The organism is Streptomyces sp. NBC_01260 (assembly GCF_036226405.1).
GTDB classification, from domain to species: Bacteria; Actinomycetota; Actinomycetes; order Streptomycetales; family Streptomycetaceae; genus Streptomyces; species Streptomyces laculatispora.
This window is the reverse complement of sequence record NZ_CP108464.1, coordinates 1,607,586-1,628,876: the sequence shown is the minus strand read 5'-3', so window position 1 is coordinate 1,628,876 and position 21,291 is coordinate 1,607,586. Positions and strand designations below refer to the sequence as shown.

General features: G+C 70.4%; 20 protein-coding genes. 4 read left to right on the top strand and 16 right to left on the bottom strand.

Annotated elements, in window-relative coordinates; genetic code table 11:
• The first annotated feature begins 8 nt into the window (after nt 1-8).
• Nucleotides 9-578: a rhodanese-like domain-containing protein gene (locus OG322_RS07185; RefSeq protein WP_123463009.1), complete on the top strand. Its 570-nt coding sequence runs from the start codon at nt 9-11 to the stop codon at nt 576-578.
• Nucleotides 579-709: 131 nt separating this feature from the next.
• On the opposite strand, the gene OG322_RS07180 is transcribed toward OG322_RS07185, so the two are convergent.
• The 7 genes from OG322_RS07180 to OG322_RS07150 all read right to left on the bottom strand — a co-directional run bounded on the left by OG322_RS07180 (nt 710) and on the right by OG322_RS07150 (nt 7,210).
• On the bottom strand, nt 710-1,507 hold the full coding sequence (locus OG322_RS07180; protein WP_329306199.1) for an enoyl-CoA hydratase/isomerase family protein: 798 nt from the start codon (nt 1,505-1,507) through the stop codon (nt 710-712).
• Nucleotides 1,504-2,751 carry a cytochrome P450 gene (locus OG322_RS07175; protein ID WP_123463014.1) on the bottom strand — a complete coding sequence of 416 codons (1,248 nt, stop codon included), beginning with the start codon at nt 2,749-2,751 and terminating at the stop codon, nt 1,504-1,506. The genes OG322_RS07180 and OG322_RS07175 overlap by 4 nt, the downstream gene beginning before the upstream one ends.
• A 93-nt stretch (nt 2,752-2,844) precedes the next feature.
• Nucleotides 2,845-4,227, bottom strand: coding sequence for a cytochrome P450 (locus tag OG322_RS07170; protein ID WP_123463016.1), 1,383 nt, complete (start codon nt 4,225-4,227; stop codon nt 2,845-2,847).
• Nucleotides 4,228-4,237: 10 nt separating this feature from the next.
• Complete coding sequence (locus OG322_RS07165; protein WP_123463018.1) at nt 4,238-4,798, bottom strand: GTP-binding protein; 561 nt, start codon at nt 4,796-4,798, stop codon at nt 4,238-4,240.
• 3 nt (nt 4,799-4,801) lie between these two features.
• Nucleotides 4,802-5,191 carry a DUF742 domain-containing protein gene (locus OG322_RS07160; RefSeq protein ID WP_123463020.1) on the bottom strand — a complete coding sequence of 130 codons (390 nt, stop codon included), beginning with the start codon at nt 5,189-5,191 and terminating at the stop codon, nt 4,802-4,804.
• The gene (locus OG322_RS07155) at nt 5,184-6,029 is read right to left on the bottom strand and encodes a roadblock/LC7 domain-containing protein (protein WP_260146869.1); all 846 of its coding nucleotides are present in this window, start codon (nt 6,027-6,029) and stop codon (nt 5,184-5,186) included. Before OG322_RS07155 ends, OG322_RS07160 begins: the two co-directional genes overlap by 8 nt.
• Nucleotides 6,026-7,210 carry an ATP-binding protein gene (locus OG322_RS07150; protein WP_123463024.1) on the bottom strand — a complete coding sequence of 395 codons (1,185 nt, stop codon included), beginning with the start codon at nt 7,208-7,210 and terminating at the stop codon, nt 6,026-6,028. The genes OG322_RS07155 and OG322_RS07150 overlap by 4 nt, the downstream gene beginning before the upstream one ends.
• Before the next feature lie 343 nt (nt 7,211-7,553).
• On the opposite strand from OG322_RS07150, the gene OG322_RS07145 reads away from it, so the two are divergent.
• Together OG322_RS07145 and OG322_RS07140 are read left to right on the top strand one after the other, a co-directional pair.
• Nucleotides 7,554-7,784: a hypothetical protein gene (locus OG322_RS07145; protein WP_148085536.1), complete on the top strand. Its 231-nt coding sequence runs from the start codon at nt 7,554-7,556 to the stop codon at nt 7,782-7,784.
• 186 nt (nt 7,785-7,970) lie between these two features.
• A complete protein-coding gene (locus tag OG322_RS07140; protein ID WP_124285433.1) occupies nt 7,971-9,188 on the top strand; it encodes an FAD-dependent monooxygenase in 1,218 nt (405 codons plus the stop codon).
• A gap of 94 nt (nt 9,189-9,282) precedes the next feature.
• Here OG322_RS07140 and OG322_RS07135 read toward each other — a convergent pair whose 3' ends face one another.
• From OG322_RS07135 to OG322_RS07105, 7 genes are all read right to left on the bottom strand, one after another.
• The gene (locus OG322_RS07135) at nt 9,283-10,011 is read right to left on the bottom strand and encodes an ABC transporter ATP-binding protein (RefSeq protein ID WP_329307715.1); all 729 of its coding nucleotides are present in this window, start codon (nt 10,009-10,011) and stop codon (nt 9,283-9,285) included.
• 11 nt (nt 10,012-10,022) lie between these two features.
• On the bottom strand, nt 10,023-10,904 hold the full coding sequence (locus OG322_RS07130) for an ABC transporter ATP-binding protein (protein ID WP_329306198.1): 882 nt from the start codon (nt 10,902-10,904) through the stop codon (nt 10,023-10,025).
• Nucleotides 10,901-13,000, bottom strand: a complete 2,100-nt coding sequence (locus OG322_RS07125; protein WP_124285434.1) for an ABC transporter permease — start codon at nt 12,998-13,000, stop codon at nt 10,901-10,903. The genes OG322_RS07130 and OG322_RS07125 overlap by 4 nt, the downstream gene beginning before the upstream one ends.
• Nucleotide 13,001: 1 nt before the next feature.
• Complete coding sequence (locus OG322_RS07120) at nt 13,002-14,204, bottom strand: ABC transporter substrate-binding protein (RefSeq protein ID WP_123463032.1); 1,203 nt, start codon at nt 14,202-14,204, stop codon at nt 13,002-13,004.
• Between the two features lie 97 nt (nt 14,205-14,301).
• Nucleotides 14,302-14,706 carry a roadblock/LC7 domain-containing protein gene (locus tag OG322_RS07115; RefSeq protein ID WP_123463034.1) on the bottom strand — a complete coding sequence of 135 codons (405 nt, stop codon included), beginning with the start codon at nt 14,704-14,706 and terminating at the stop codon, nt 14,302-14,304.
• Nucleotides 14,703-17,177: a sensor histidine kinase gene (locus OG322_RS07110; protein WP_124285436.1), complete on the bottom strand. Its 2,475-nt coding sequence runs from the start codon at nt 17,175-17,177 to the stop codon at nt 14,703-14,705. Before OG322_RS07110 ends, OG322_RS07115 begins: the two co-directional genes overlap by 4 nt.
• A 754-nt stretch (nt 17,178-17,931) precedes the next feature.
• On the bottom strand, nt 17,932-18,747 hold the full coding sequence (locus OG322_RS07105) for an SAM-dependent methyltransferase (RefSeq protein WP_123463038.1): 816 nt from the start codon (nt 18,745-18,747) through the stop codon (nt 17,932-17,934).
• Between the two features lie 247 nt (nt 18,748-18,994).
• On the opposite strand from OG322_RS07105, the gene OG322_RS07100 reads away from it, so the two are divergent.
• Nucleotides 18,995-20,401: a lipase family protein gene (locus OG322_RS07100; protein ID WP_443066530.1), complete on the top strand. Its 1,407-nt coding sequence runs from the start codon at nt 18,995-18,997 to the stop codon at nt 20,399-20,401.
• Nucleotides 20,402-20,465: 64 nt separating this feature from the next.
• Here OG322_RS07100 and OG322_RS07095 read toward each other — a convergent pair whose 3' ends face one another.
• Together OG322_RS07095 and OG322_RS07090 are read right to left on the bottom strand one after the other, a co-directional pair.
• A complete protein-coding gene (locus tag OG322_RS07095; protein WP_123463042.1) occupies nt 20,466-20,819 on the bottom strand; it encodes an ArsR/SmtB family transcription factor in 354 nt (117 codons plus the stop codon).
• Entirely contained in the window at nt 20,816-21,262 is a 447-nt protein-coding gene (locus OG322_RS07090) for an SRPBCC domain-containing protein (RefSeq protein WP_123463044.1), read from the bottom strand. Before OG322_RS07090 ends, OG322_RS07095 begins: the two co-directional genes overlap by 4 nt.
• Nucleotides 21,263-21,291 lie beyond the last annotated feature (29 nt).

Below are 21,291 nucleotides of genomic sequence, written 5' to 3'. Positions count from 1 at the left end.
CACCACACATGACCGCCCCCACCTCAGTCCTCCCCGCCCAGGCAGCGGCCCGGCTCGACGACTACGCCGTCATCGACGTCCGTACCCCCGGTGAATACGCCTCCGGCCACGTTCCCGGCGCCCACAACATCCCCCTGGACCACATACGCGCCGCGCTGCCCGCACTGAAGGCCGCCGCTGCCCGCGGCGACCTGTTGATGGTCTGCGCCTCCGGTAGCCGCTCCGCCACCGCCTGCAGCGAACTCGCCGCCGCCGGTATTCCCGCGGCCACCCTCACCGGTGGCACCGGCGCGTGGGCAGAACAGGGCCACCCCCTCGACCGGTCCGCAGGCGCCTCCCGCGTCTGGGGCATGGAACGCCAGGTCCGCCTCGCCGCCGGGTCCCTCGTCCTCCTGGGTCTCGCCGTCGGCACCCGCTACCGCCCCGCCCGCGGGCTCTCGGCGGCCATCGGCGGCGGCCTGGTCTTCTCCGCCCTCACCAATTCCTGCGGCATGGCCGCCGCCCTTGCCAGGCTGCCTCACAACCGTCCCCGCTCCGCCGACCTCGACGCCACCCTCGCCGCGCTGCACCAGCGGTAGGCGCGGATCCGGCGCAGCCGCTCCGGGCCGATCGAGGAAACCCACAGGGCCCCGGACGCCACCGCGCCCCGCGCGAACCGCACACATACGGTTCGCACGGGGCGCGGTGGCATGTGCAGGGGGTACGCGACTCACCGGTCCGTAGTCACGTCCGGGCCCCGTCGCTGGTTGATGTGGGCCGTGAGCAGGTGGGAGTCGAGCAGGGAGGCGTCTGTCGTGCGGTCCGCCCGTGCGTAGCCGGCCAGCATGCGCTTGGTCAGGACCAGGGACTCGGACGAGCGGCGGACGAGTGGTCTCGTCCAGGCCGCGACGGTCTCGTCCAGCCGGTCGAGCGGGGCGGTTTTGTGGAGGAGGCCGATTCGGTGGGCGGTGGCCGCGTCGAAGGCATCGCAGGTGAGCATGAGTTCGCGGATCCTGGCGGCGCCCGCCTCGGAGACCAGCCGGCCCATCGCGCCTCCCCAGGCGGGCGGGAGTCCGATGCCGACCTCCGGCATGCGGAAGCGGCAGGTGTCCGCGCCCGCGCGGAGGTCGCAGAACGAGGCGAGCGCGAGTCCTGCGCCGAGCACCCGGCCGTGGAGGCGGGCGATCGTGACCGCGTGGGTGGTCTCCAGCGCCTGGCACAGACGGTGGGCCTTGTCCGCGATGCGCCGCAGTTCGGCTCCCGTCGGATCCGCGGCGAGCGCCGCCTGGTACTCGTTGCGGTCTGCGCCCAGGCAGAAGTCCGCGCCCAGGGACGACAGGGTCAGGACGCGGATGTCCGGGCATTCGTGGAGTTCGTTGAGCAGGAGCAGGAGATCGTCGATGACGGCGATGCCCAGTACGTCGTCCTGCTCCCAGGGGTTGAGCCGGACATGGAGCACAGGGCCGTCCTGCTCGACCTGTATCGCCTTGCGGGAGTGTCTGGGCAGGAAACGGGTCGTTTCGATCATGCGAGGGCAACATCCAAGTTCAGCAGGCGCCGGAATGCCACCCGGGGCGCCATCGAGGGGCGGCGTACGAGGGTGAGACGGGGAAGGCGCCGAATGAGTTGACGGAGAAGTATCTGGGCCTCAAGCCGGGCCAGCGGCGCGCCGAGGCAGTAGTGGATGCCTCCGCTGAAGGCGAGGTGGGCTGGTTTGCGCAGGGGGTCGAACCGGTCGGGGTCGCTGTGCCTGGCCGGGTCGCGGTGGGCCGCCCCCACCATGAGGTGGACCATCTCGTCCTTGCGTATCTCCATTCCGCTCAGGACACAGTCCTCGGCGGCGACCCTGCTGATGACGTGGGTGGGCGGGTCGTAGCGAAGTGTCTCCTCCACGAACCCGGGTACCAGGTCGGGGTGGTCGGCGACCAGATCCCAGCGTTCCGGGCACTCGACGAGCAGGAGCGTCATGGTCGTCAGGAGTTGCGCGGTGGTCTCCAGGGCGGCCAGGAGAACGAACAGAACCAGGAAGTAGACCGCCTCGTCCGCCTTCTCGCGGTCGGCCTCCAACGAGTCCCACGTCTGTATCCAGCGGGACACGGGGTCCTCGCCGGGATGTGCGCGACGGTCGCTCACCAGAGCCATGAAGTAGGCGCGCAGCTCGGCCGTCGCCGCGTCGGACGCGGCCAGCTGGCTCGCCGAGGGCAGCAGTTCCTGGGTGAAGACCTGGTCGTGGGTCAGCTGCCGCAGACGGGGCCAGTCCGCGGCGGGCAGGCCGAGCCAGTCCCCTATGGTGGCGACCGGCAGTTCCTCGCCCACCAGGACCGCGAAGTCCGCCTCCCCGTCGCGCAACCGCTCCGAAAGGGCGTCCAGAAGCCGGTCCGTCGTCGAGCTCACCGTCCGGCTGATCCGCTCGATGGTGGACCGGTCGAACGTGCCGGCCGCCCTGCGCACCCGCTTGTGGTCCGGGGGATTGAGCGCTGCCAGGGTGTTGCTCATCTCCTGTGAGGAGGAAGCGTTCCAGCGCGTTCCCGGACCCTGCCTCTCCCGCCACCGTTTATCGGGCTCCAGCCAGTCACGGCTGCGCAGCACCTGGTCGCAGACGTCGAAGCTCGTGACGACGGAGCCGCCCCAGGGTGCGGGGATGACTTCGCCCCTCGACAGCAACTCCTCGTATATGGGGAAGGGATCGGCCTGCCCTCCTGCCGTCCGCAGACGGGAGAAAAGCGAGGCTGAAGCGCGGCGATCGTGCACCGGAGTTGTGGCAATGCCCATGATGACTGCTCCTTTCCAAGAACCAGCCGCCATGCATACCCGCAAGATCGTTGAACTATCCAATAACACAGAGAACTCAGGAGGTTACTTAAATCACTCCCCTCTCGTCCATGCCAGGAAGCGGCTGAACAGTCCCCCCTTGTGCTGCGACGACGCGGCGCCCATCGGACCGGATGCCCCTGCGGCGGATCGCTGTTCGGGGGTAGCGGGCTGCTGGGCCCCCTGGGCTGCTCGCGGATGCGTGTGCTCGGCGGCCGACGGCACCGTCCTCGGGGAGAAGCGGACCGGCAGGGTCACCAGCGAACGGCTCCACGGAGTGGGCGCCCAGGTGAGTGTCTTGAACGGAACGCGCATCTCGATGTCCGGCAGCCGGTTGAGAAGGGTCTCCACGGCGGTGACCGCGATCATGAACGCCGGATCCTTGGCCGGGCACGCGTGCGGGCCCGCCCCGAAGGCCAAGTGCGCCTTGGCGCTCAGCTGCTGACGGTGCTCGGTCAGCTTGGGATCGGTGTTCGCCGCGGCGAAGGAGACCAGGACCGGGTCGTTGGCCCGGAGTACCCTGCCTCCCAGTTCTACGTCATGCGTCGGGTAGTGGGCCGCGTAGTTGGCGATCGGCGCGTAGTTCCACAGGGTCTGGGAGACGGCGTCCTCAACCGGCAGTCCGGTCTGCCATTCCTCGCCGAGGTACAGCGCGCTGCTGGTCGCGATGGCGGCGGTCAGCGGCGCGGTGCCGCCGGAGAGCAGGGTCACGAGCTGGTGCAGCACCTCCTCGTCGCTCAGCTGGGCCGAGTGCTCCATCAGACGCGTCGTCAGGTCGGCCGCCGGCCGACGCCGCTTGAGGGCGATCAGCTCGGCGAGTGCTCCGCCCAGCACCTCGTCAGCGCCGGGTGTCCCCTCGAAGATGCCGCTGATCCCGGCGATCACGCGGTCACCGATCTCGGGCGGGCAGCCGAACAGGTCGCTGAAGACCAGCAGCGGCAGCGGCTGGGCGTACTCGGCCATCAGCTCCGCCTGGCCGCGGGGCTCGGCGCTGAAGCGGCTGATCAGGTAGTCGGCGGACTGCTGCGTCTGCCGCACGAGCTGGAGCTCGTTGACCGTGGCGAGGCTGTCCGTGACCGCCTGGCGCAGGCGGGCGTGTGCGGCGCCGTCGCTGAACAGCGCGTTGGGGCGGTAGCTCATCATCGGCAGCGCGGGGCTGTCCGCCGGGACGCGCCCCTCGTTCAGCGCGTTCCAGCGACGGGAGTCGCGGACGAAGGACGCGGGGTTCTGCAGGACGTACAGGGCGGCGTCGTAGCTGGTGACCAACTCGACCTGGACATCAGGAGCGATGTCCACGGGGGCGCTCAGGCCGAACGTCCGCAGATGCGCGTACTGGCCGTCGGGGTCGGCTCCGAACGCGGGTCCGTACAACTGGGTGTTCCCGTGCGCGGGGCATCCGGGAGGGGGTATCTCGTGCGGGTCAAGCGGCTGCTGCATTCCTGCGCTCCTAGCCGAGTAGGGACATGAGGTGTTGGACGAGGGTGATGAGCGCCTGGGCCGAGGAGTTCTCGTCGCGAACGTTGCACTTCACGATGGGGGTGTCGGACGCCAGGTTCAGCGCCTCGCGGACTTCTTCGATCGGGTAGTCCGTGGTGCCCTCGAAGTGGTTGACCCCGATGGCGTACGTCAGGCCGAAGCTCTCGACCAGGTCCAGGACGGGGAAGGACTCGTGCAGCCGCTCCGGGTCGACGAGGACCATCGCACCCAGCGCCCCCCGTGACAGCTCCTCCCACATCTCCTTGAAACGCTCCTGCCCGGGCGTTCCGAAGAGATAGAGGACGAGCGTGTCACTGAGGGTGAGGCGGCCGAAGTCCATGGCCACGGTGGTCGTCGTCTTGTGGGGTGTGCCCGACAGGTCGTCGAAACCCTCGCTGGCCTCGGTGATCTCCTCTTCGGTCCGCAACGGCTCGATCTCGGAGAGACTTCCGATGCAGGTGGTCTTCCCGACCCCGAAGTGCCCCACTACGAGGATCTTTACCGCATTGGATACGTCTGGATCCAGGTGCACGCGTTACGCTCCGAATCGATTCTTCAGGCCTTCGAGCACGGCGCTGACAAGTTCTCTGTCGACACGTTCGGCGCGCGGTATCGGTCTCCTCACGAGGATGAGGCTGTCCTCCTCCAACTGCGCCAGCAGGATGCGCACTATGCCCAGCGGCAGGTGTGTGTGGCCGGCCACTTCGGCGACGGACAGGAAGCCGTCGGCCACCAGGTCCATGACCTGACCCGCCTCGGGGGAGAGCGTGCGCGCCGCAGCCGATGTGTCCTGTGCCGCCATGACGAGGGTGGTGTGTTCGTACTCGTGGTCCGGAGGTAGCGCCCGTCCGTTCGTGATCACGAAGAGGGGGACTAACGGGGACGTCAGTTCCAGATCCAGGTCCTGCTCGGGCTCGTCAGGCATGGCCTGCCCCCTCCCCCCGTGGTGTGGGCGCGGTCAGTCTGGGAACCACCTCGTGCAGGCGCGTGGTGAACTCCTCGATATCGCAGTCGTGCTCGGCTGCGGCGGCCAGGAAGGCCCCGGCACCCGCCGCCATCAGGAAGATCCAGCCGTGCTGGAACTCGATGACCGTCTGACGCCATTCCGCGCCCTCCAGGACACCCGCGAACTGCGAGGTGACCCTGCTGTAGGCGTGAATGCCCGTCATGGCGGCGGAGATCGTGTCCGCCACGTCCCTGTTCATCCCGCTGGTCGCCCCGCGGGGCAGTCCGTCGGATCCCAGCAGGACAGCGTGACGGGCGCCGCGCACATCGGCGATCACCCGGTCGAGGTCGGCGAGCACGAATCCGGAGTCACTGGTGCCCCCGCGCCGGGCCGCACCGGTGTTGCGCGTACCGGCGTCGGCCTCGGTGTTCACCCTCGGCGGCGAGGTGAGGTTGTTGCCCAGCCGGGCGACGAGGCGGTGCATGCGGAAGGAGATCTGCTGCATGTCCACATCGGGCGCCGCGGCGGCGGCCAGATAGGCGCCCTGTCCCGCTCCGATCAGGAAGCTCCACCCGTGGGAGAACTCGATGATCGTCTGGTTCCACTGCCGGTCCTCCTCCGGCCCGGCGAAGTGGGCCGTGGCCCGGCTGAGCGACTGCATCCCGGCCATGGCGGCGGAGATGGTGCGCACCTCCTTCTCGGCCAGGCCTTCCGTGGCCCCGCGAGGAAGGCCGTCCGCGGACAGCAGGACGGCGTGCCGTGCCCGGGGCACGTTGTGCACGATGTCCTCGAGCATCCACGACAGGTCTGCGCTCATGCGTCTTCGGACCCTTCGGGTGACGTGGCTTCGAGGTTGCGGCCCGAAAGCGTGCCGCGCTGGAAAGCGCCCAGGCCGCGTCCGGAGGGGCGGCTGTTCTCCGCGGGAGCCCAGGACGCCGGCCGGTCGGCCTCGGGTTCGGGCACGCTCGCGATGGGCGCCTGGCGCGATCCGCGCTTCGGCAGACCGTGCGTCGTACGCGTGGGCGCGCCCTGCGGCCGGCCCTCGTTGCGCAGGATGCTGCTGACGGCGGCCTCCGGGGCCGGCGGTGTCTCCTCCATGGTCCACAGCTCCTCGGGCAACAGGACGACGGCCCTCACGCCGCCGTACCGGGAGACTCCGGTGACATCCACCTTGAAGCCGTACTGACGCGCGATCAGACCGACCACCGGGAAGCCGAACTTCGGCTGGTTCCCGAGCTGCGACAGGCGGGGGACGATGTCACCGGAGAGCAGCTCGGTCGCCCGCTGCCGGTCCTCGTCGTTCATGCTGACACCGGCGTCGTCGATGACGATGCACAGGTTGTTCCGGACCCGCTGGAACGTCACCTCGATCGGTGCGTCCTGCTGGGAGAAGCTGGCAGCGTTGTCAAGCAGTTCGGCCACCGCAAGGGCCACGGGCGCGACCGCGGACGCCTTCAGCGCCAGACCGGCCTGCTGCATGATGGCGATCCGGTGGAAGTTACGGATCTGCCCCTGGGCGCTGCGCACCACGTCGTAGACGCTGGCGGGCCGGTTGCGGCGGCCGAGCGGCGCACCGCACATGACCGCGATGCCCTGCGCCTTGCGCGCCATCTGCGCGTTGGCGTGGTTGACTTCCAGCAGGTCACTGAGTACCGCGTGACCGCCGTACTTCCGCTGCACGCCGTCCAGCAGCGTGGTCTGCTCCGCCGCGAGACTCTGCAGGAAGCTGGCGGCACCCTTGAGGACCGCCTTGGTGTTCTCCTCGGCCGCCTCCTTGGCCTCTCGGAGAGTGCCGTCCTGCTCGCTCCTGAACCGGTGCAACTCGGCTCGGGAGACGTGGAGGTGGTTGTCGGATATATGGAGCTGGCGCCTCAGCTCGGCCTCGGTCTGCTTCTTCTTCGCCCCAAGGGCTCTGTTGCGGGCGGCGAGCGCGACGGCCGCGACAACGGCTATCGCCGCCACCGCAACCAAGCACCACACGAGTGCGTCTTGAATCATGGAAACCTTTCCCGGCGCATGGCATGCGGACGGCGACGGATGCACCTCGCGAGGACCCGTGACGCAGCCGCTCGGCACGGCCCGGCCGCTGTCGCGTGGAGAGGGCGGGCCACCGATCGCAAATCAGCATCTGAACCTATTGAATGAAGATCACAGATGCCGGGATGCTATCACCGGATCTTGGCCCCAACAGACGTCAGTCGCGGCCCCGAAATCCGCAATAACCCTTGTGTGTAGGCATGTTGAAGGGCCCGCTCGCTCTGCCGCGGGTGACCGTCGCAACTCTCGCCGGGGACCCCTCATTAACTGAGGGGTCTTCACAAAAGGAATGACAATCTCTCACATGCGGTTCCGCCGTGAACAGCGGGTGCCCCGCAGTCGCGTTCGCGGGCGTCAGGAGCCGGATGTGTGCGGCCCGGCCGCCGGCCACCTGGCCCTGGACGCGGTAGGGCGCCTCCGCTCGAACCGCGCCGTCGAGGATCCGATGAGCCTGTCCAAGGAGAGCGGGCGGTGCGCCGACGGCACGGAAGCCATCGCGCCGCGTGAGCGGATCGCGGCCACCGTCCGCTCTTGACCGCCCCCTGCACCACCCCTGTGCGCGCCGCTCACCGGCCGGATGCCCCTGGATAGGATTCCGTCCGTGCCCTGATCCACCGAAACGGCACAACGAGCCCCAGTGCCCGTGGATTTCCGACCGGTCACGCCGACGCGGCAGAGCCCCGAATGGCGGCCGGAACGCCAAGTGAGTGGAGAACCAGTCATGCGTGGAGGCAGCATCGCCGTGGTCGGCGGCAGCATAGCGGGGTGTGCCGCGGCCCTGGCCGCGTCGCGCGGGGGAGCCGGCAAGGTCACCGTCTTCGAGCGTGCCGACGCCGAACTCCGTGACAGAGGAGTGGGTATCGCCCTCCACAGCGACCGCTACGACGAGCTGAAGGACGCCGGGTACGTGGCTCCCGAGATGCCCTGGGCGCCGCTGACCCGGCGGGTGTGGAGCGTGCGCGAAGGCGACGCGGAGCACGGCCGGGCCGTCGGTGAGCAGCCGTTTCCCTTCCGCGCCTACAACTGGGGTTCGCTGTGGAGTGAGTTGCGCCACCGGGTGCCCGAGGGTGTCACCTACCGGTCCGGCGCCGTGGTCACCGACGTGGATCCGGACAGTGACGGTGTGACACTGCGTCTGGCCGGGGGCTACGAGGAGCACTTCGACGTCGTGATCGGCGCCGACGGCTACCGCTCCGTCGTCCGCGAGGCCATGTTCCCCGGCGCCGAAGCGGCGTACGCCGGATACATCGGCTGGCGCGGCACCTCGTCGGACGTCGACGGTCTCCCCCTGGACGGTCTGGCCGCGCACAACATCGTCTTTCCCGGCGGCCACTGCATGATCTACCGCATCCCGGACGGCGCCGGCGGGCACCGGCTCAACTGGGTGCTCTACACCGCGCCCCCGCAGACAGATGCCCTCCAACCCGACCTGCGGACCCCGACCTCCCTGCCGCCGGGCCGTCTGAACGCCGAGCTCACCGCCCGTCTGCGTGCCCTGGTGGCCGACAACTTCCCGCCGTACTGGGCGGCCAGGGTCCTGCGCACACCCGCCGAGACCACCTTCATCCAGCCGATCTACGACCTTGAGGTGCCGCACTACACCTCGGGGCGGATGGTGCTCGTCGGCGATGCGGCGAGTGTCGCCCGGCCGCACATCGGCGGCGGCAGCGTGAAGGCGCTCCAGGACGCCACCGCCCTTGAGGCCGCCTGGGTGGCCGGGGGCAGCTGGGAAGAGGTTCTGGAGCGGTACGACACCGGTCGTGGCACCGTCGGGGCGGCCATGGTCGCGCTCGCCCGCAGGATGGGCAGTGCCCAGGTCGAGAACACCCCGGACTGGTCCGCCATGGAGCAGCCGGAGTTCGACGCGTGGTGGCAGGACCAGAACAGCGGCTCCGACCGGCGCAGCGGCTTCGGCGGCCACAGCCTGAAGGCCGGTTAGGCCGGTTACGCCGGTGGGCCGGTTGGTCCGGAGTGCGACGGGGGCGGTGGCCGGATGCCGGTCACCGCCCCCCCATGGGCGCCCGCGTCCGTCTTCAGAGGGCCGCCGGCGCGAGTTCGAGCGCGGCGTGCAGGGCGCCGGCATCGGCACGGGCCGCCGCGCCGTCCAGACGAAGCGTGGTCCGTCCCGAGGTGAGGACCGTGAGCGTATGGGCGCACTCGGCCGCCTGCGCCGGGCTTGGGGACACCAGCAGTACGGCGATGCCCTCGTCGGCCAGCGTGGTGACCAGCTCATGGACCTGCCGGACGAGGGCGGGCGCGAGGCCCTCGGTCGGCTCGTCGAGCAGCAGCACGCTCGGTGAGCCGAGCAGCGCCCGGGCCAGGGCCAGCATCTGCTGTTCGCCGCCGGACAGATCCGCTCCCCGGTTGCCCCGGCGCTCGCCCAGCCGGGGCAGCAGCTCCAGGACCCGCGCGGGCGTCCACACGCTCGGGCGCGGGGTGTCGCCCCGGCGCGGCGGGCGATAGGACAGCCGCAGGTGTTCGGCGACGGTGAGGCCGGCGAAGACCCGGCGGCCCTGCGGAACGAGGCCGATCCCGGCACGGGCGATCCGGTGGGCGGGCCGGCCCGACACGTCCCGGCCGTCGAGCCGGACGGTGCCCGCCCCGGGACGCATCAGTCCGGCGACGGTGTGGACGAGGGTGGTCTTGCCCGCGCCGTTGTGGCCGACGACGGCGTGGACCGTGCCGGCGGGCAGCGAAAGGTCGACACCGTGCAGGACGGTGCCGCCGTGGTAGCCCGCGGTCAGACCGGTGAGTTCGAGCATCGTGGGCCGGGTCATCCTCTCGCGTCGGTGGTGGACGGGCCGGCGACGCGCGGGACGGGGTCCTCGGCGCCCGGCTCCGCGGCCACGGTCTCCGCGGCGTCGCCCCGTGCCCGGTCCGCCGTCGTGCCGGTGTTGTGGTAGGCGTCGCGGACCTCGGGATGGGCGAGCGCCTCCCGGGTCGGTCCCGTGACCAGGATCCGTCCGGCCGCCAGCACGGTGACCGACGTGGCGAGTTGGGCGACGACCTCGACGTGGTGCTCGACCAGGATGATCGCGACGCTGTCCGGCAGACCGCCGAGGATGCCGAGCAGCCGGCCGATGTCACCGTCGGTCAGACCGGCCGCCGGCTCGTCCAGGAGCAGCAGACGCGGGTCGCCCGCCAGCGCTGCGGCGAGGTCGAGCATGCGGCGCTGTCCGTGGGAGAGCGTGGCGGCCGGGCGGTGGGCGAGGTCCGCGAGGCCGACGGTCTCCAGATGACGGCCCGCTGACTCGGTGTGCAGCCGGTAGCGGGACGGGCTGCGCCAGGCTCCGCGGCGCTTCGGGTGGTGCGGCCAGCCGGCCAGTGCGACGTTGTCCAGCACGGTCAGCTCGGAGATCACCGCGGGCTGCTGGAAGCTGCGGGCGATGCCGAGACGGCTGCGTTTGGCGGTGGCCGTCCGGGTGATGTCCGTGCCGTTCAGGGCGATGGTGCCGCGGTCGGCCCGGTCCGTACCCGCGATGAGGTTGAGCAGCGTGGTCTTGCCGGCGCCGTTGGGGCCGATGACGGCGTGCCGGGCACCCGCGGGGAGCCGCAGGCTGACGTCGTCGACGGCGGTGAGGCTGCCGTATCTGCGGGTGAGGTGGGCGAGGTCCAGCACCGGGGCTGATGGTGCCGCGGTCTTCGCGGGCGTCATGGGGAGGCCTTCCCGGCGGGAGTCGGGGTGGATGCGGACGCGGTGGTGGCCGTGCGCGGTCCGTCCGGAGCCCGCCCGCTCCGGCCGGGTCCGCCGCGCAGGCCGGCCAGCCCGCGGGGCAGCAGGTACACGGCGGCGATGAACAGCGCCCCGAGCAGCAGTGGCCCGTGGCCGGGCCACGAACCGGCGACCCAGTCCCGGGTGAAGACGATGAGTCCGGCACCCAGCAGGGCGCCGATCACGGATGTCGTGCCGCCGATGACGACCGCCAGCAGCGCGAACGCGGCGATCTCGAAGCCGACGTCGGCGGGGGAGAGGTACTGCTGGACGCTGACCATCAGCGAGCCGCCGACGCCGGCCAGCGCACCGGCGCAGACGTGGGCCACCAGCAGATAGCGCCCCACGGGGTGCCCCGAGGCGCGCATCCGGGCCTCGGCGCCCCGGGTACCGGTGAGCAGCTTCCCGGCCGGGGAGCGCAGCACCAGCAGGGTGACGGCGACGGCGACGACGGCGACGACGAGCGCGTAGTTGTAGAGGTCGCTCTCGTCGGTCATCCCCTCACCGCCCCACAGCGCCCGCGTGGACGGGAAGCCCACGAGACCGTCGGCGCCGCCGGTGACGGACTTGACCTGGTTGATGACCGCGCTGGTCAGCTCACCGACGGCGAGCGTGATCATCAGCACGGTGGTGCCGCGGGCCCGGATCACGGCGGGCCCCGTCACCGCCGAGAACACCGCTGCGGCGAGCGCCGAAAGGACGATCTGGACCGGGCCCACCGTCCACCCGGCGTCCGCGAGATTCGCGGTGGCGTACGCGCCCACGGCGAACGGCGCGGTCTGCCCGAGCGTGGGCAGTCCGGCGTAGCCGGTGAGGATGGTGACGCTGACCGCGAGGAGCCCCAGGGCCAGGGCGGAGCCGGCCAGCGAGATGCTGTACGAGTCGAGTATCCCGGGCAACGCGATCAGCAGCGCGAGCAGGACGAGCAGCGGAGCGGCCCGACGCCACGCGGCCCCGCGCACAAACCCGCTGTGCACGCTGTGCGCGCCGGACGGCGCCGGCGGACCGGCCGAATCGCCGGGCACGCCGGGATCGGCCGAGGGCTTCGCGTCGCCCGCACCGCCCGCCGTCCCGTCCGCGGTGCCGGTCGCCGTGGCGGCCCGGCGCGCCCTCAGCCGTGCGGCGAGCCGACGGCGGAGCCGGGCCACCGGGTCCGGGTCCTGCGGGCCGTGCACCGCCGCCGGTTCCGCGAAGCGGGAGCGGAACACCAGCACCGCAGCCATCGCGGCGAAGAGCAGGTACGGCGCCAGGTCCGGCAGCACCGAGACGCCCAGCGTCTGGACCTCGCCCACGGCGATCGCCGCTGCGAACGTCGCCCACAGCGAGCGCAGCCCGCCGAGGACGACCACCACGAGGGACAGCATGAGCACGTTCTCGGACGTGCCGGGCCCGGGACCGATGATCGGTGCCCCGAGCACCCCTGCGGCACCGGCCAGCGCCCCCGCCGCCGCGAGGACACCGGTGTGCACGGCCCGTGGGCTGTGGCCGGTGGCCGCGAGCATCTGCGGATCGTCGGCGGACGCCCGTACCGCCGCTCCCACGCGGGTCCGGGTCAGCACCCACGTACCGGACACCGCCAGCAGTACGGCCATCACGATGAAGCAGAGCCGGTACGCGGGGTACCGGTGGCCCAGCAGCCTCACCGAGGTGTCGAGCGCCTCGGGGACGCGCACCGGGAGCTCGTCCGCCCCGAAGAGCTGGATGAGCAGATCACCGCCGGCCAGGGCGAGGCCGAAGGTCAGCAGTGCCTGAGCGAGATGCCCACGCCGGGCGAGCGGAACCGTCGCGGCGGACAGCCCCGCCCCGGCGAGCGCCGCCGCCGCGGTTCCGGCGGCCAGCCCGAGGACGAGGCCGCCCCAGGTTCCGTCGCTCAGCTCGGCGCCCGTGTAGGCGCCGATCGCGTACAGCGTGCCGTGCGACAGGTTCAGCACGCCGGCGGTGCCGAACGCGAGGCTCAGGCCGGCGGCGACCACGAACAGCAGCAGCCCGTAGGCGACCCCGTCCACCGCCGGCACGAGGTGGGCATCAAGAAGCTCCATGTCAGCCGCCGAGCGTCGCCAGGTCCTGGACCATGACGTTGGCCAGCTGGTTGCCGTCCGGCCGTACCTGGCGCAGGTACCAGGTCTGCACCGGCGAGTGCGCCTTGTCGCCGAACTCCCAGGCGCCGCGCGGACTGTCGATCTGACCCAGCCCCGCGATGGCCTTGTTGATGGTCTTCGACGTCACGTCACCGTCCTTCGCGGCGTCGGCGATCGCCTTGTCCAGTACGGAGGCCGCGTCGTAGGAGGACATCGCGTACGTGGTCGGCTGCGTGTCGTACTCGGCCGTCCAGTCCGCGGCGAACTTGCGGTTGGCCGCGTTGTCCAGGTCGGGCGCGTAGTTCAGGACCGAGTAGATGTCCTTGGCCGCGTTGCCCTGTGCCTGCAGCACACTGCCCTCGGTGACGAAGGCCGTGTACAGCGGCAGGTCGGCGACGTCGGACTGCGCGTACTGCTTGGCGAAGTCGATCGCGGCCTTGCCGGCGTAGAAGCAGTACACCGCCTTGGCGTCCGTCTTGGCGATGTCGGCGAAGTAGGGCATGAAGTTGGTGGTCTTCGGGAACGGCGTCCAGGTGGTCTTGCCGCCGGGGTTGGCCAGCTTGCCCTTGATCCGCTTGAACTCGTCGGTGAAGCCGCGCAGTTCGTCGTATCCGCCCTGGTAGTCCGGGCCGATCGCGTAGACCGGTCCGTTCACCTTCTCCTTGACGTACGGGGCGATGGCCTTGCCCGGCTCGTCGGACATGAAGCTCGTCGTCCACACGTACTCGAGGTCCTTCACGGGCGGCCGGGCGTTCGACCCCAGGAAGGGGATCTTGGCCTTGGTGACCAGCGGTATCACCGCGGCGACCGAGCCACCGCTGACGAGGCCCGTCAGCACGTCGACCTTGTCCTTCTTGACCAGCTTGGTGGCGGCGGGCACGGCGGTCGGGGGGCCGTCGCCCTCGTCCGCCACGACGAGCTCGACCTTGCGCCCGCCCAGCTTGTTGCCGTGCGTCTTCAGATACAGCTCGAAGCCGGCTCGCAGGTCCGTGCCGACCGGCTTGTAGGTGCCGGACAGGGAGGCCACCAGGCCGACCTTCACGGTGTCGTCGCCGGCGCCGCTGTCGCTGCTGCATCCGCTGACGGCTGCCAGACCGAGGGCGAGGGCGGCAGCACTCACCGGCCGGAATCTGCGGTGACGTGGACTGGATATGTCGAAGAACATGAGGGCTCTCATCGGGGGGAAGGGGCGGAACGGGCTGACCCGGCCGCCGAGCGGGCGACGGACGGGCCGGTGCGGCGGTGGGGAAAACCGCCGACGGTCAGTGAGTGGGCGAGATGCTCGGGCTGCGGACGTGGGGAGACAGCGAGTCACCGACCTGGTTGATCAGTTCGGACATCATGTAGCTGACCTCGCCGATGTCCGCGTCCCTGGTGGTGGTCACCAGGAGCGAGGCGCCGCTGGAGACGGCCATCGAGAACATGTAGCCGCCCTCCATCGCGGTGAGGCTGTGCTCGACGGGGTCGGTGTTCGTCAACTGGGCTGCGGCGGAGAGCAGGTTGACGACGCCGGAGGCGATGGCCGCCAACCGGTCGGCGTCGTCACGCTCCACACCGGTGTATGCCAGCGCGAGTCCGTCCACGGACACGGCTATCGCCTGAGTGACTTCCGGAATGCGTCCGGCGAAGTCGCTCAGGATCCAGCTCAGGTCGGTGGGTGAGGTCATTTCTTGGTCCGTTCGGTGTCGTCGTCGGTGGCGGAACGCCCGCGGGGGTTCGTGCTCCGGTTGATCCCCTGGGCGTAGGCCGCGAGGACGTCGGAGACCTGCCGGGAGTCCCGGCGGCGGGGCGACGGCCGCGGCGCGGCGGCGCCGGACCGCTGATCGGTGCCGCCCCGTTTGCCCAGGGTGGGCCACTGCTGGGGCGTGTTGCGCTGCCGCAGGGGCAGACCGGAGGAGCTGACTCCGGCGATGCGCGAGGCGGGTTCGTCGTGCACGGGATGCGGGGCCGGGGCGGTGGCGCGCTCGCGCGCGTCGGTGGCGGGACCCGCGCCGTAGGAGCCGCCGCGTCCATCGGTGCCGCCGGACCCGGCCTTCCCGTCGCCCGGGCGGGAGTACTCCGGCACGCCGGCGGGGGCGCTGCCCTCCCGGACGCCGACACCCGCGCCGACGGGCCGGGCCGGCCGGCCGCCCACGTTGCCCGGCTGCCTGCGGCCGGGCTGTCCGTGTGCGGTGACCGGACGAGGTGTCTCGTAGCGGACACCGTCGCCGCGGGCCTCGCCGGGCGCACCCTGCACCGGTGCGGTTTCCTGCGGGATCTCGGCCAGCACGTTCGCGGGCAGGGTGACCTCGGCGATGGTGCCGGGACCGGAGGAGTCGCGCAGTTCGACAACGATGCCGTGGCGCGCCGAGAGCCGTGCCACCACGTGCAGACCCATGGACCGGACGTCCCCGATGCCGGCCTGCGGCTCGCGCAGCGCGGCGTTGTGGAGGGCGCGGCGTTCGGCCGTGATCCCCACTCCCTCGTCGACGATCTGCACGACGGCCCGGTCCCACAGCCGCCAGACGGCGACCCCGACCTGCAGGTCAGGAGGCGAGAACCGGGTCGCGTTGTCGAGGAGTTCAGCCAGGATGTGCGCCACGTCGTGCACGGCGCGGGCGGCGATGCCGATTCCCGACTCGATGACGCCGAGGGAAACGCGGTCGAACCGCTCGATCTGCTGGGCCGCCGCCACGATGACCGTGGAGCAGCCGATATTGGCCGAACGCACCCGGGCGTTGCCGTAACCACCCAGTACCAGCAGGTTGTTGGTATTGCGCTCCATGCGGATGGCGAGGTGGTCGAGGGCGAAGAGCGTCTGCATGCGCTCGGGGTCGGCCTCGTCGCGCTGCACGGTGTCGAGCTCGGACACCATGACGCTGGTCAACTGCGCGCCCCTGCGAGCGACGCGTACCAGTGTCTCGGCGAACTGCTCGTGTACTCGGGCCTGTTGGGCGGCCAGTCGGACGGCTTCGTGATGGACGGCGTTGAACGCCTCGCCGACCTCGCCGATCTCGTCCCCACCCGTGGTCCTGACCGGGTTGCCCGACCGCTCCGCGACCTGCTCGGGTGTCGAGCCGCTCAGCGCGCCCGGCCGGGACAGTTCGCTCATCACGGCGGGGAGTCCGGTGTGGGCGACCTCGTGCGCGGCGTTGCGCAGATCGTGCAGCCGCCGGATCATCACGCGCCCCAGGCGGACGGCGACGATGACGGCGCCCACCAGGGTCAGCAGCACCAGGGCGACCTCGGCGCCGGCGGTCCACATGAGCCTGGTGCGCTCTTTGGAGACCGTCGCGAAGACGGACTCGTCGATCCGCTTCTCCACCGAACGCAGCAGCGTCTGGCGGTCACCGGAAGCCTTCTGCCACGCCTGCGGGGTGACATCGATGTCCTTGCTGGTGCCCGTACGACCGATCTTGTCCTCGAGCCGTCGGGCCTCCAGCGCCTTCGGGCCGGAGAGGGTGCGCTCCAGCCACGTCCGCCACTCGCCGGGGCCGAGGCCGAACATGGCACCGGTCGACTCCGTGTAGCCCAGCCGGCTGGCATCGAACGTTCGCTGCGAGGCGATCGTGAAACCGCCGGCGGCCTGCGCCCTCATGACGGTGACCTGCTGCTGAGCCGTGTGCTCGGTGGCCTCGGACAGGGCGGCGGCGGCGCGGATCCGGTCCGCGATGTCGGCGTCGACCCCGTCGGCCTGTGCGATGCCGTCGCGGTATCCGTTGAGGTCGGCGATGACGATCCGGTAGCCGAAGGCCAGCGCGGAGATGGTGCTGCTGCCCGAGCGCACCTGGGCACGCAGGGCCGGCAGTTCGTCCATGAAGCGTTTGATACGGACCAGCGCGGCCTGTGCGCTGCCGGGCACTTCGGACAGCTGATCGATTCTGCTGTTGAAGGCGGCGATGCTCTTGTCGGTCGCGTTGGAACTTGTCTGGAACGCGTCCGAAGGTCCCTGTTTGGAGACCGATGCGGTTGCGGCGGCTCTCTCACGCTGCAACTGGTGCGTTAAATCACCCGCGGCGGCGGCGACATCGACCATCTCCGTCAGCCGGTTGGCCTGGAGCGCCTGGTTGGTCGCGGGTGCGAGGGCCAGAACCGAGAAGGTGACCGCAACGGTGAGGGGGGCGGTGACGAGCAGGACGAGACGACGGTTGATTTTCACTGCGCGGCTCCATTGCCGGAACCGGTGCTGAGTATCGGTGACACGCAGATCCTGTTAACGGGGTGTGGGGGGAACGGTGGGGACGCTGGTGCATCGTGCGCACGGTTGCGGATGGGGCAAGCGGGGCGGGCGGGGTTCCAGTAGCGCGGCCTGATCCTATGCCGTAGCACCTAACTACCGATGCGTACATCGTCGAAAGTTTGCGCTCATCTAGAGACACGGAAGCGATCCAACTCGGCCAAAAGTGCCTGGACGGTGAACTTGGCGAGGGTAAGCGGAATCCTCGGCCTGCCCGGATAAATCGCTTTGACCGGCCGCTCGCTTGCAGCGTGACGAGCTGTCAGGCGTGTATGCGGAATGGTCACATGACCAACTCGCCCGGCATCGGCAAACTGTCAGCTTCTCGGCCGCCGTTGCGGAAAGGTTAGATCCGATTAGCGATGGCGACCGTTCCGGATGGGCTCTCGTCCGCCGGTGGATGTCGAGGCCCGTCGGGTGAACGTCCGAGCCGCAGCAGAACTGCAAGTTCCCTTCGGGGAAAGGAAGCTGGCGGTGCGACGGGTTTGGACGCGAAATGCGCACGATGCCGTGCCAGGCATGAACTGACCCTGTTCGGCGGGTATATGCCCTGAAGGCCGGCGGGCGGGGCCGAAGTCCGCCCTGCGCGGGTGGGTCGCGGTCGGCTGCCTTTTCGGTGCCGGGTCACCGCCGCGCCCCGTACGACGGGGCGCGGCGGCCGGTGGCGCCACGGGCCCTACGGCTTGCGGCCCACCGCCACGTACCCCGCACTGATGATGTCCTCCTGGCCGGGCACCGGTTCGCCGAGCTCGGGGTGCCAGGCCTCGGCGGCCACGATGCCGGGCTCGACGATCTCCAGTCCGTCGAAGAACGCGGAGAACTGCGCGCGGTTGCGCGGCGCCAGCGTGAGCGTGTTGGCCTTGTACATCTCGTCGACCTTCTGGGCCTTCTCCGGATGGAAGTCGGCGGTGAGGTGCGAGATCACCACATGGCTGCCCGGCGCCAGTACGCCGGTCAGCCTGCTCATCAGCTCGTAGGCGCCGTCCTCGTCACTCACGAAATGCAGCAGGGCGATCATCGAGAGAGCGACCGGCTCGCTGAAGTCCAGGGTCTTTCCCGCGTGTTCGAGGATGGCGTCCACGTCGCGCGCATCGGCCTGCACGTAGTCGATCGCTCCCTCCGGGCTGCCGTTCAGCAGGGCTTCGGCGTGGGCCAGCACAATCGGGTCGTTATCGCAGTAGACAACTCGGGTGGCGGGTGCGGACTGCTGGGCCACCTGGTGGAGGTTGGGCTCGGTGGGTATCCCCGTCCCGATGTCGAGGAACTGCCGAATGCCCTGACTCGACAGCCAGCGGGTGGCGCGGTGCATAAAGGCCCGGTTCACCTTCGCCATCACCGGAATACCGGGTTCGAGTGCGAGCATCTGGCGGCCCATTGCCTCGTCCACCGGGTAGTTGTCCTTGCCGCCGAGGAACCAGTCGTACATCCGTGCGGGATGCGGCTTGCTGGTGTCGATGTGCAGGGAGGCGGCGTCGTTCGCCGGTCGGGACATGGTGAACTCCAGGGTGCGTGAGGCGTTGGGCGATCAGCTCGCCCCCAGAATAGGGAACTTGTGCGCCCCGGACGCCGCGTTCCCGCGCGCGACAGGTCCGTACCGCCTTACCTCCGTGCACCTCAGTACCTCCGTGCCCGCACCCGGGCAATGGTTACCGCAGCGTAACTTACCGGTGGGTTACCTTCGGTAAGTTCCGCTGCTAGCTTGCGCTCACCTGCATTCGGAGCAGAGCGAGGAGTGAGCTGTGAGCCGCAAGAGCACCCGTTCGCGTTCCACCTTCAGTACCGCGCACTCGGTGACTTCCCCCGGTCGTCCGCAACGTCCCGGCGCTGTGCGCCTGCTGGCCGTCGCCGTGACGGCGACGGCCTGTGCGCTCACGTACGCCGTACCCGCCCATGCCGCCGACGGGGCGGAGCCCGTGGTGTCCCGGGGTGTGACCATCCCCGACTTCTACAATCCGCCCACTGAACTGCCGTACGCCAATGGCGCGTTGATCCGTCAGGAGCCGCTCCCGCTGGGGCTGGCCATCCCGGGTCTGGACGGCCGGCCGATGCCCGGCACGGCCACCCGGCTGATGTATGGATCGACCGACTCCAGCGGCCGGCCGGTCGCGGTGACCGGTGCCTACATCGAGCCGTCGGCGGCATGGAAGCGCGGCGGGCCGCGGCCGTTGGTGGCGTTGGCCGCGGGCACGATGGGCCAGGGCGACCAGTGCGCGCCCTCGATGGCGCTTCAGTACCCGCTGACCCTGAACGGCGAGACGGTGTCGGTCGGTTACGAGGCCCTGGCGATCTACCGCCTTCTCTCCGCCGGTATCGCGGTGGTCGTCACCGACTACGTCGGACTCGGCGCGACCGACCGGCTGCACACCTACGTCAACCGGGTCGACGAGGGACACGCCCTGCTGGACGCGGCCCGCGCCGCGCACGCCGTGCCCGGCGCGTCCATCACCCCCGAGTCGCGCACAGGGCTGTACGGATACAGCCAGGGCGGCGGGGCCAGTGCCGCGGCCGCCGAGCTGCAGCCCTCCTACGCACCCGACGTCGAACTGGCCGGCACCTACTCCGGGGCACCGCCCGCCGATCTGACCGCGGTCATGAAGGGCATCGACGGCAGCGCCCTCGCCGGTGCGCTGGGCTGGTCGATCAACGGTTTCGCCCAGGCCGACCCCGACGTCCGGAACGTCGTCGAGGCCAGCATCAACGCCGCGGGCAAGGCCGCGCTGAAGGACGCCTCGACCATGTGCGTCGGCGACGCGATCCTCGGTTACGGCTTCGCCAAGAGCAACAAGTGGACGAATAGCGGCAAGTCCATCGGTGACGTCATCGCGGCCGAGCCCCGCGCGCAGGCCGCTCTCGACCGGCAGCGCATCGGCAATCTCAGGCCCGCCGGACCGGTGCGCCTGGCGACCGGTGTCCAGGACGACATCGTCCCCCACGGACAGGCGCGCAAGCTGGCCGTGGACTGGTGCCGCAAGGGCGCCGACGTCACCTACGACGCCATCATCCTGCCGAACCTCGGCGACAAGCTCCTCACCAACCACGTGGTCCCGCTCATCACCGACCAGGGTGACGCGATCTCGTGGCTGACCGACCGCCTCGCGGGCCGGGCGGCCACGTCCAACTGCTGGAGCATGCCGATCCAGCCCTGACCCGGCCTTCCGCTCCCACCGGTCTTCCGGCCCGGTGGGAGCGGTGCCGGCCTGGGGCGGGGTGTCAGTGCGAATCCCGCTCGGCCGCCTCGGCGACGCGCTTGATGTTCGCCAGCCGCCGGTCCCAGTCGGCTGCCAGCCCGGCCATCCACCGGGCCGTCGCGTTCAGTGCGGCGGGCTGCACCGAGTACCGCACCTCGCGACCTACCCGGCCCCCGGACACCAGTCCGGCGGCGTCCAGCACGGTGAGGTGTTTGACCACCGCCTGGCGTGAGACGGGGAGCTGTCCGGCGAGCGACGTCGCGGTGGCCTCGCCCTGGGCCGCGAGCAGATCGAGCAGCCTGCGCCGCGTCGGGTCGGCCAGCGCGCCGAGGACGCTGTCGACGGCCTCGGCGGCGTCGGGGCTTCCCTCCGTCACGCGGATGGCTGTTCGGCGCGCTTCTTGAGCGCGTCGAGCTCCTGCGGCCAGCCCTCGGTGTGGTCCTTGAGATTCTGACCGCGCAGCTCCTCGGACCCGGCAAGCGCCCCGAATCCGCTCTCGATGACGCGCAGCCGCGTCTTCTCGCCCTCCGGCGTCAGGGTGAACTCCACCAGGGTGCTGTTGTCCTCGCGCAGTTCCTCCCCGGGGAACGCGCTGGTCCAGCGGTACGCCAGATACGTCGGCGGCTCGACCTTCTCCACCCGTACGGGGAAGTCGCCGTGCTCGGAGTTCTTCGCCACCAGTGACTCACCTTCCCTGGCCACGGTGCCCGGCAGGGAGGCCTTGTCGGCCACCCAGAACCCGGGTTGCGCCACCAGTGACCAGACCCGGTCAAGGGGCGCCTCGATCAGGGTTTCGCGTTCGATCCGGTCCTCGCTCATGGGATGACTCCTTGAGTTCCGTCAATGGA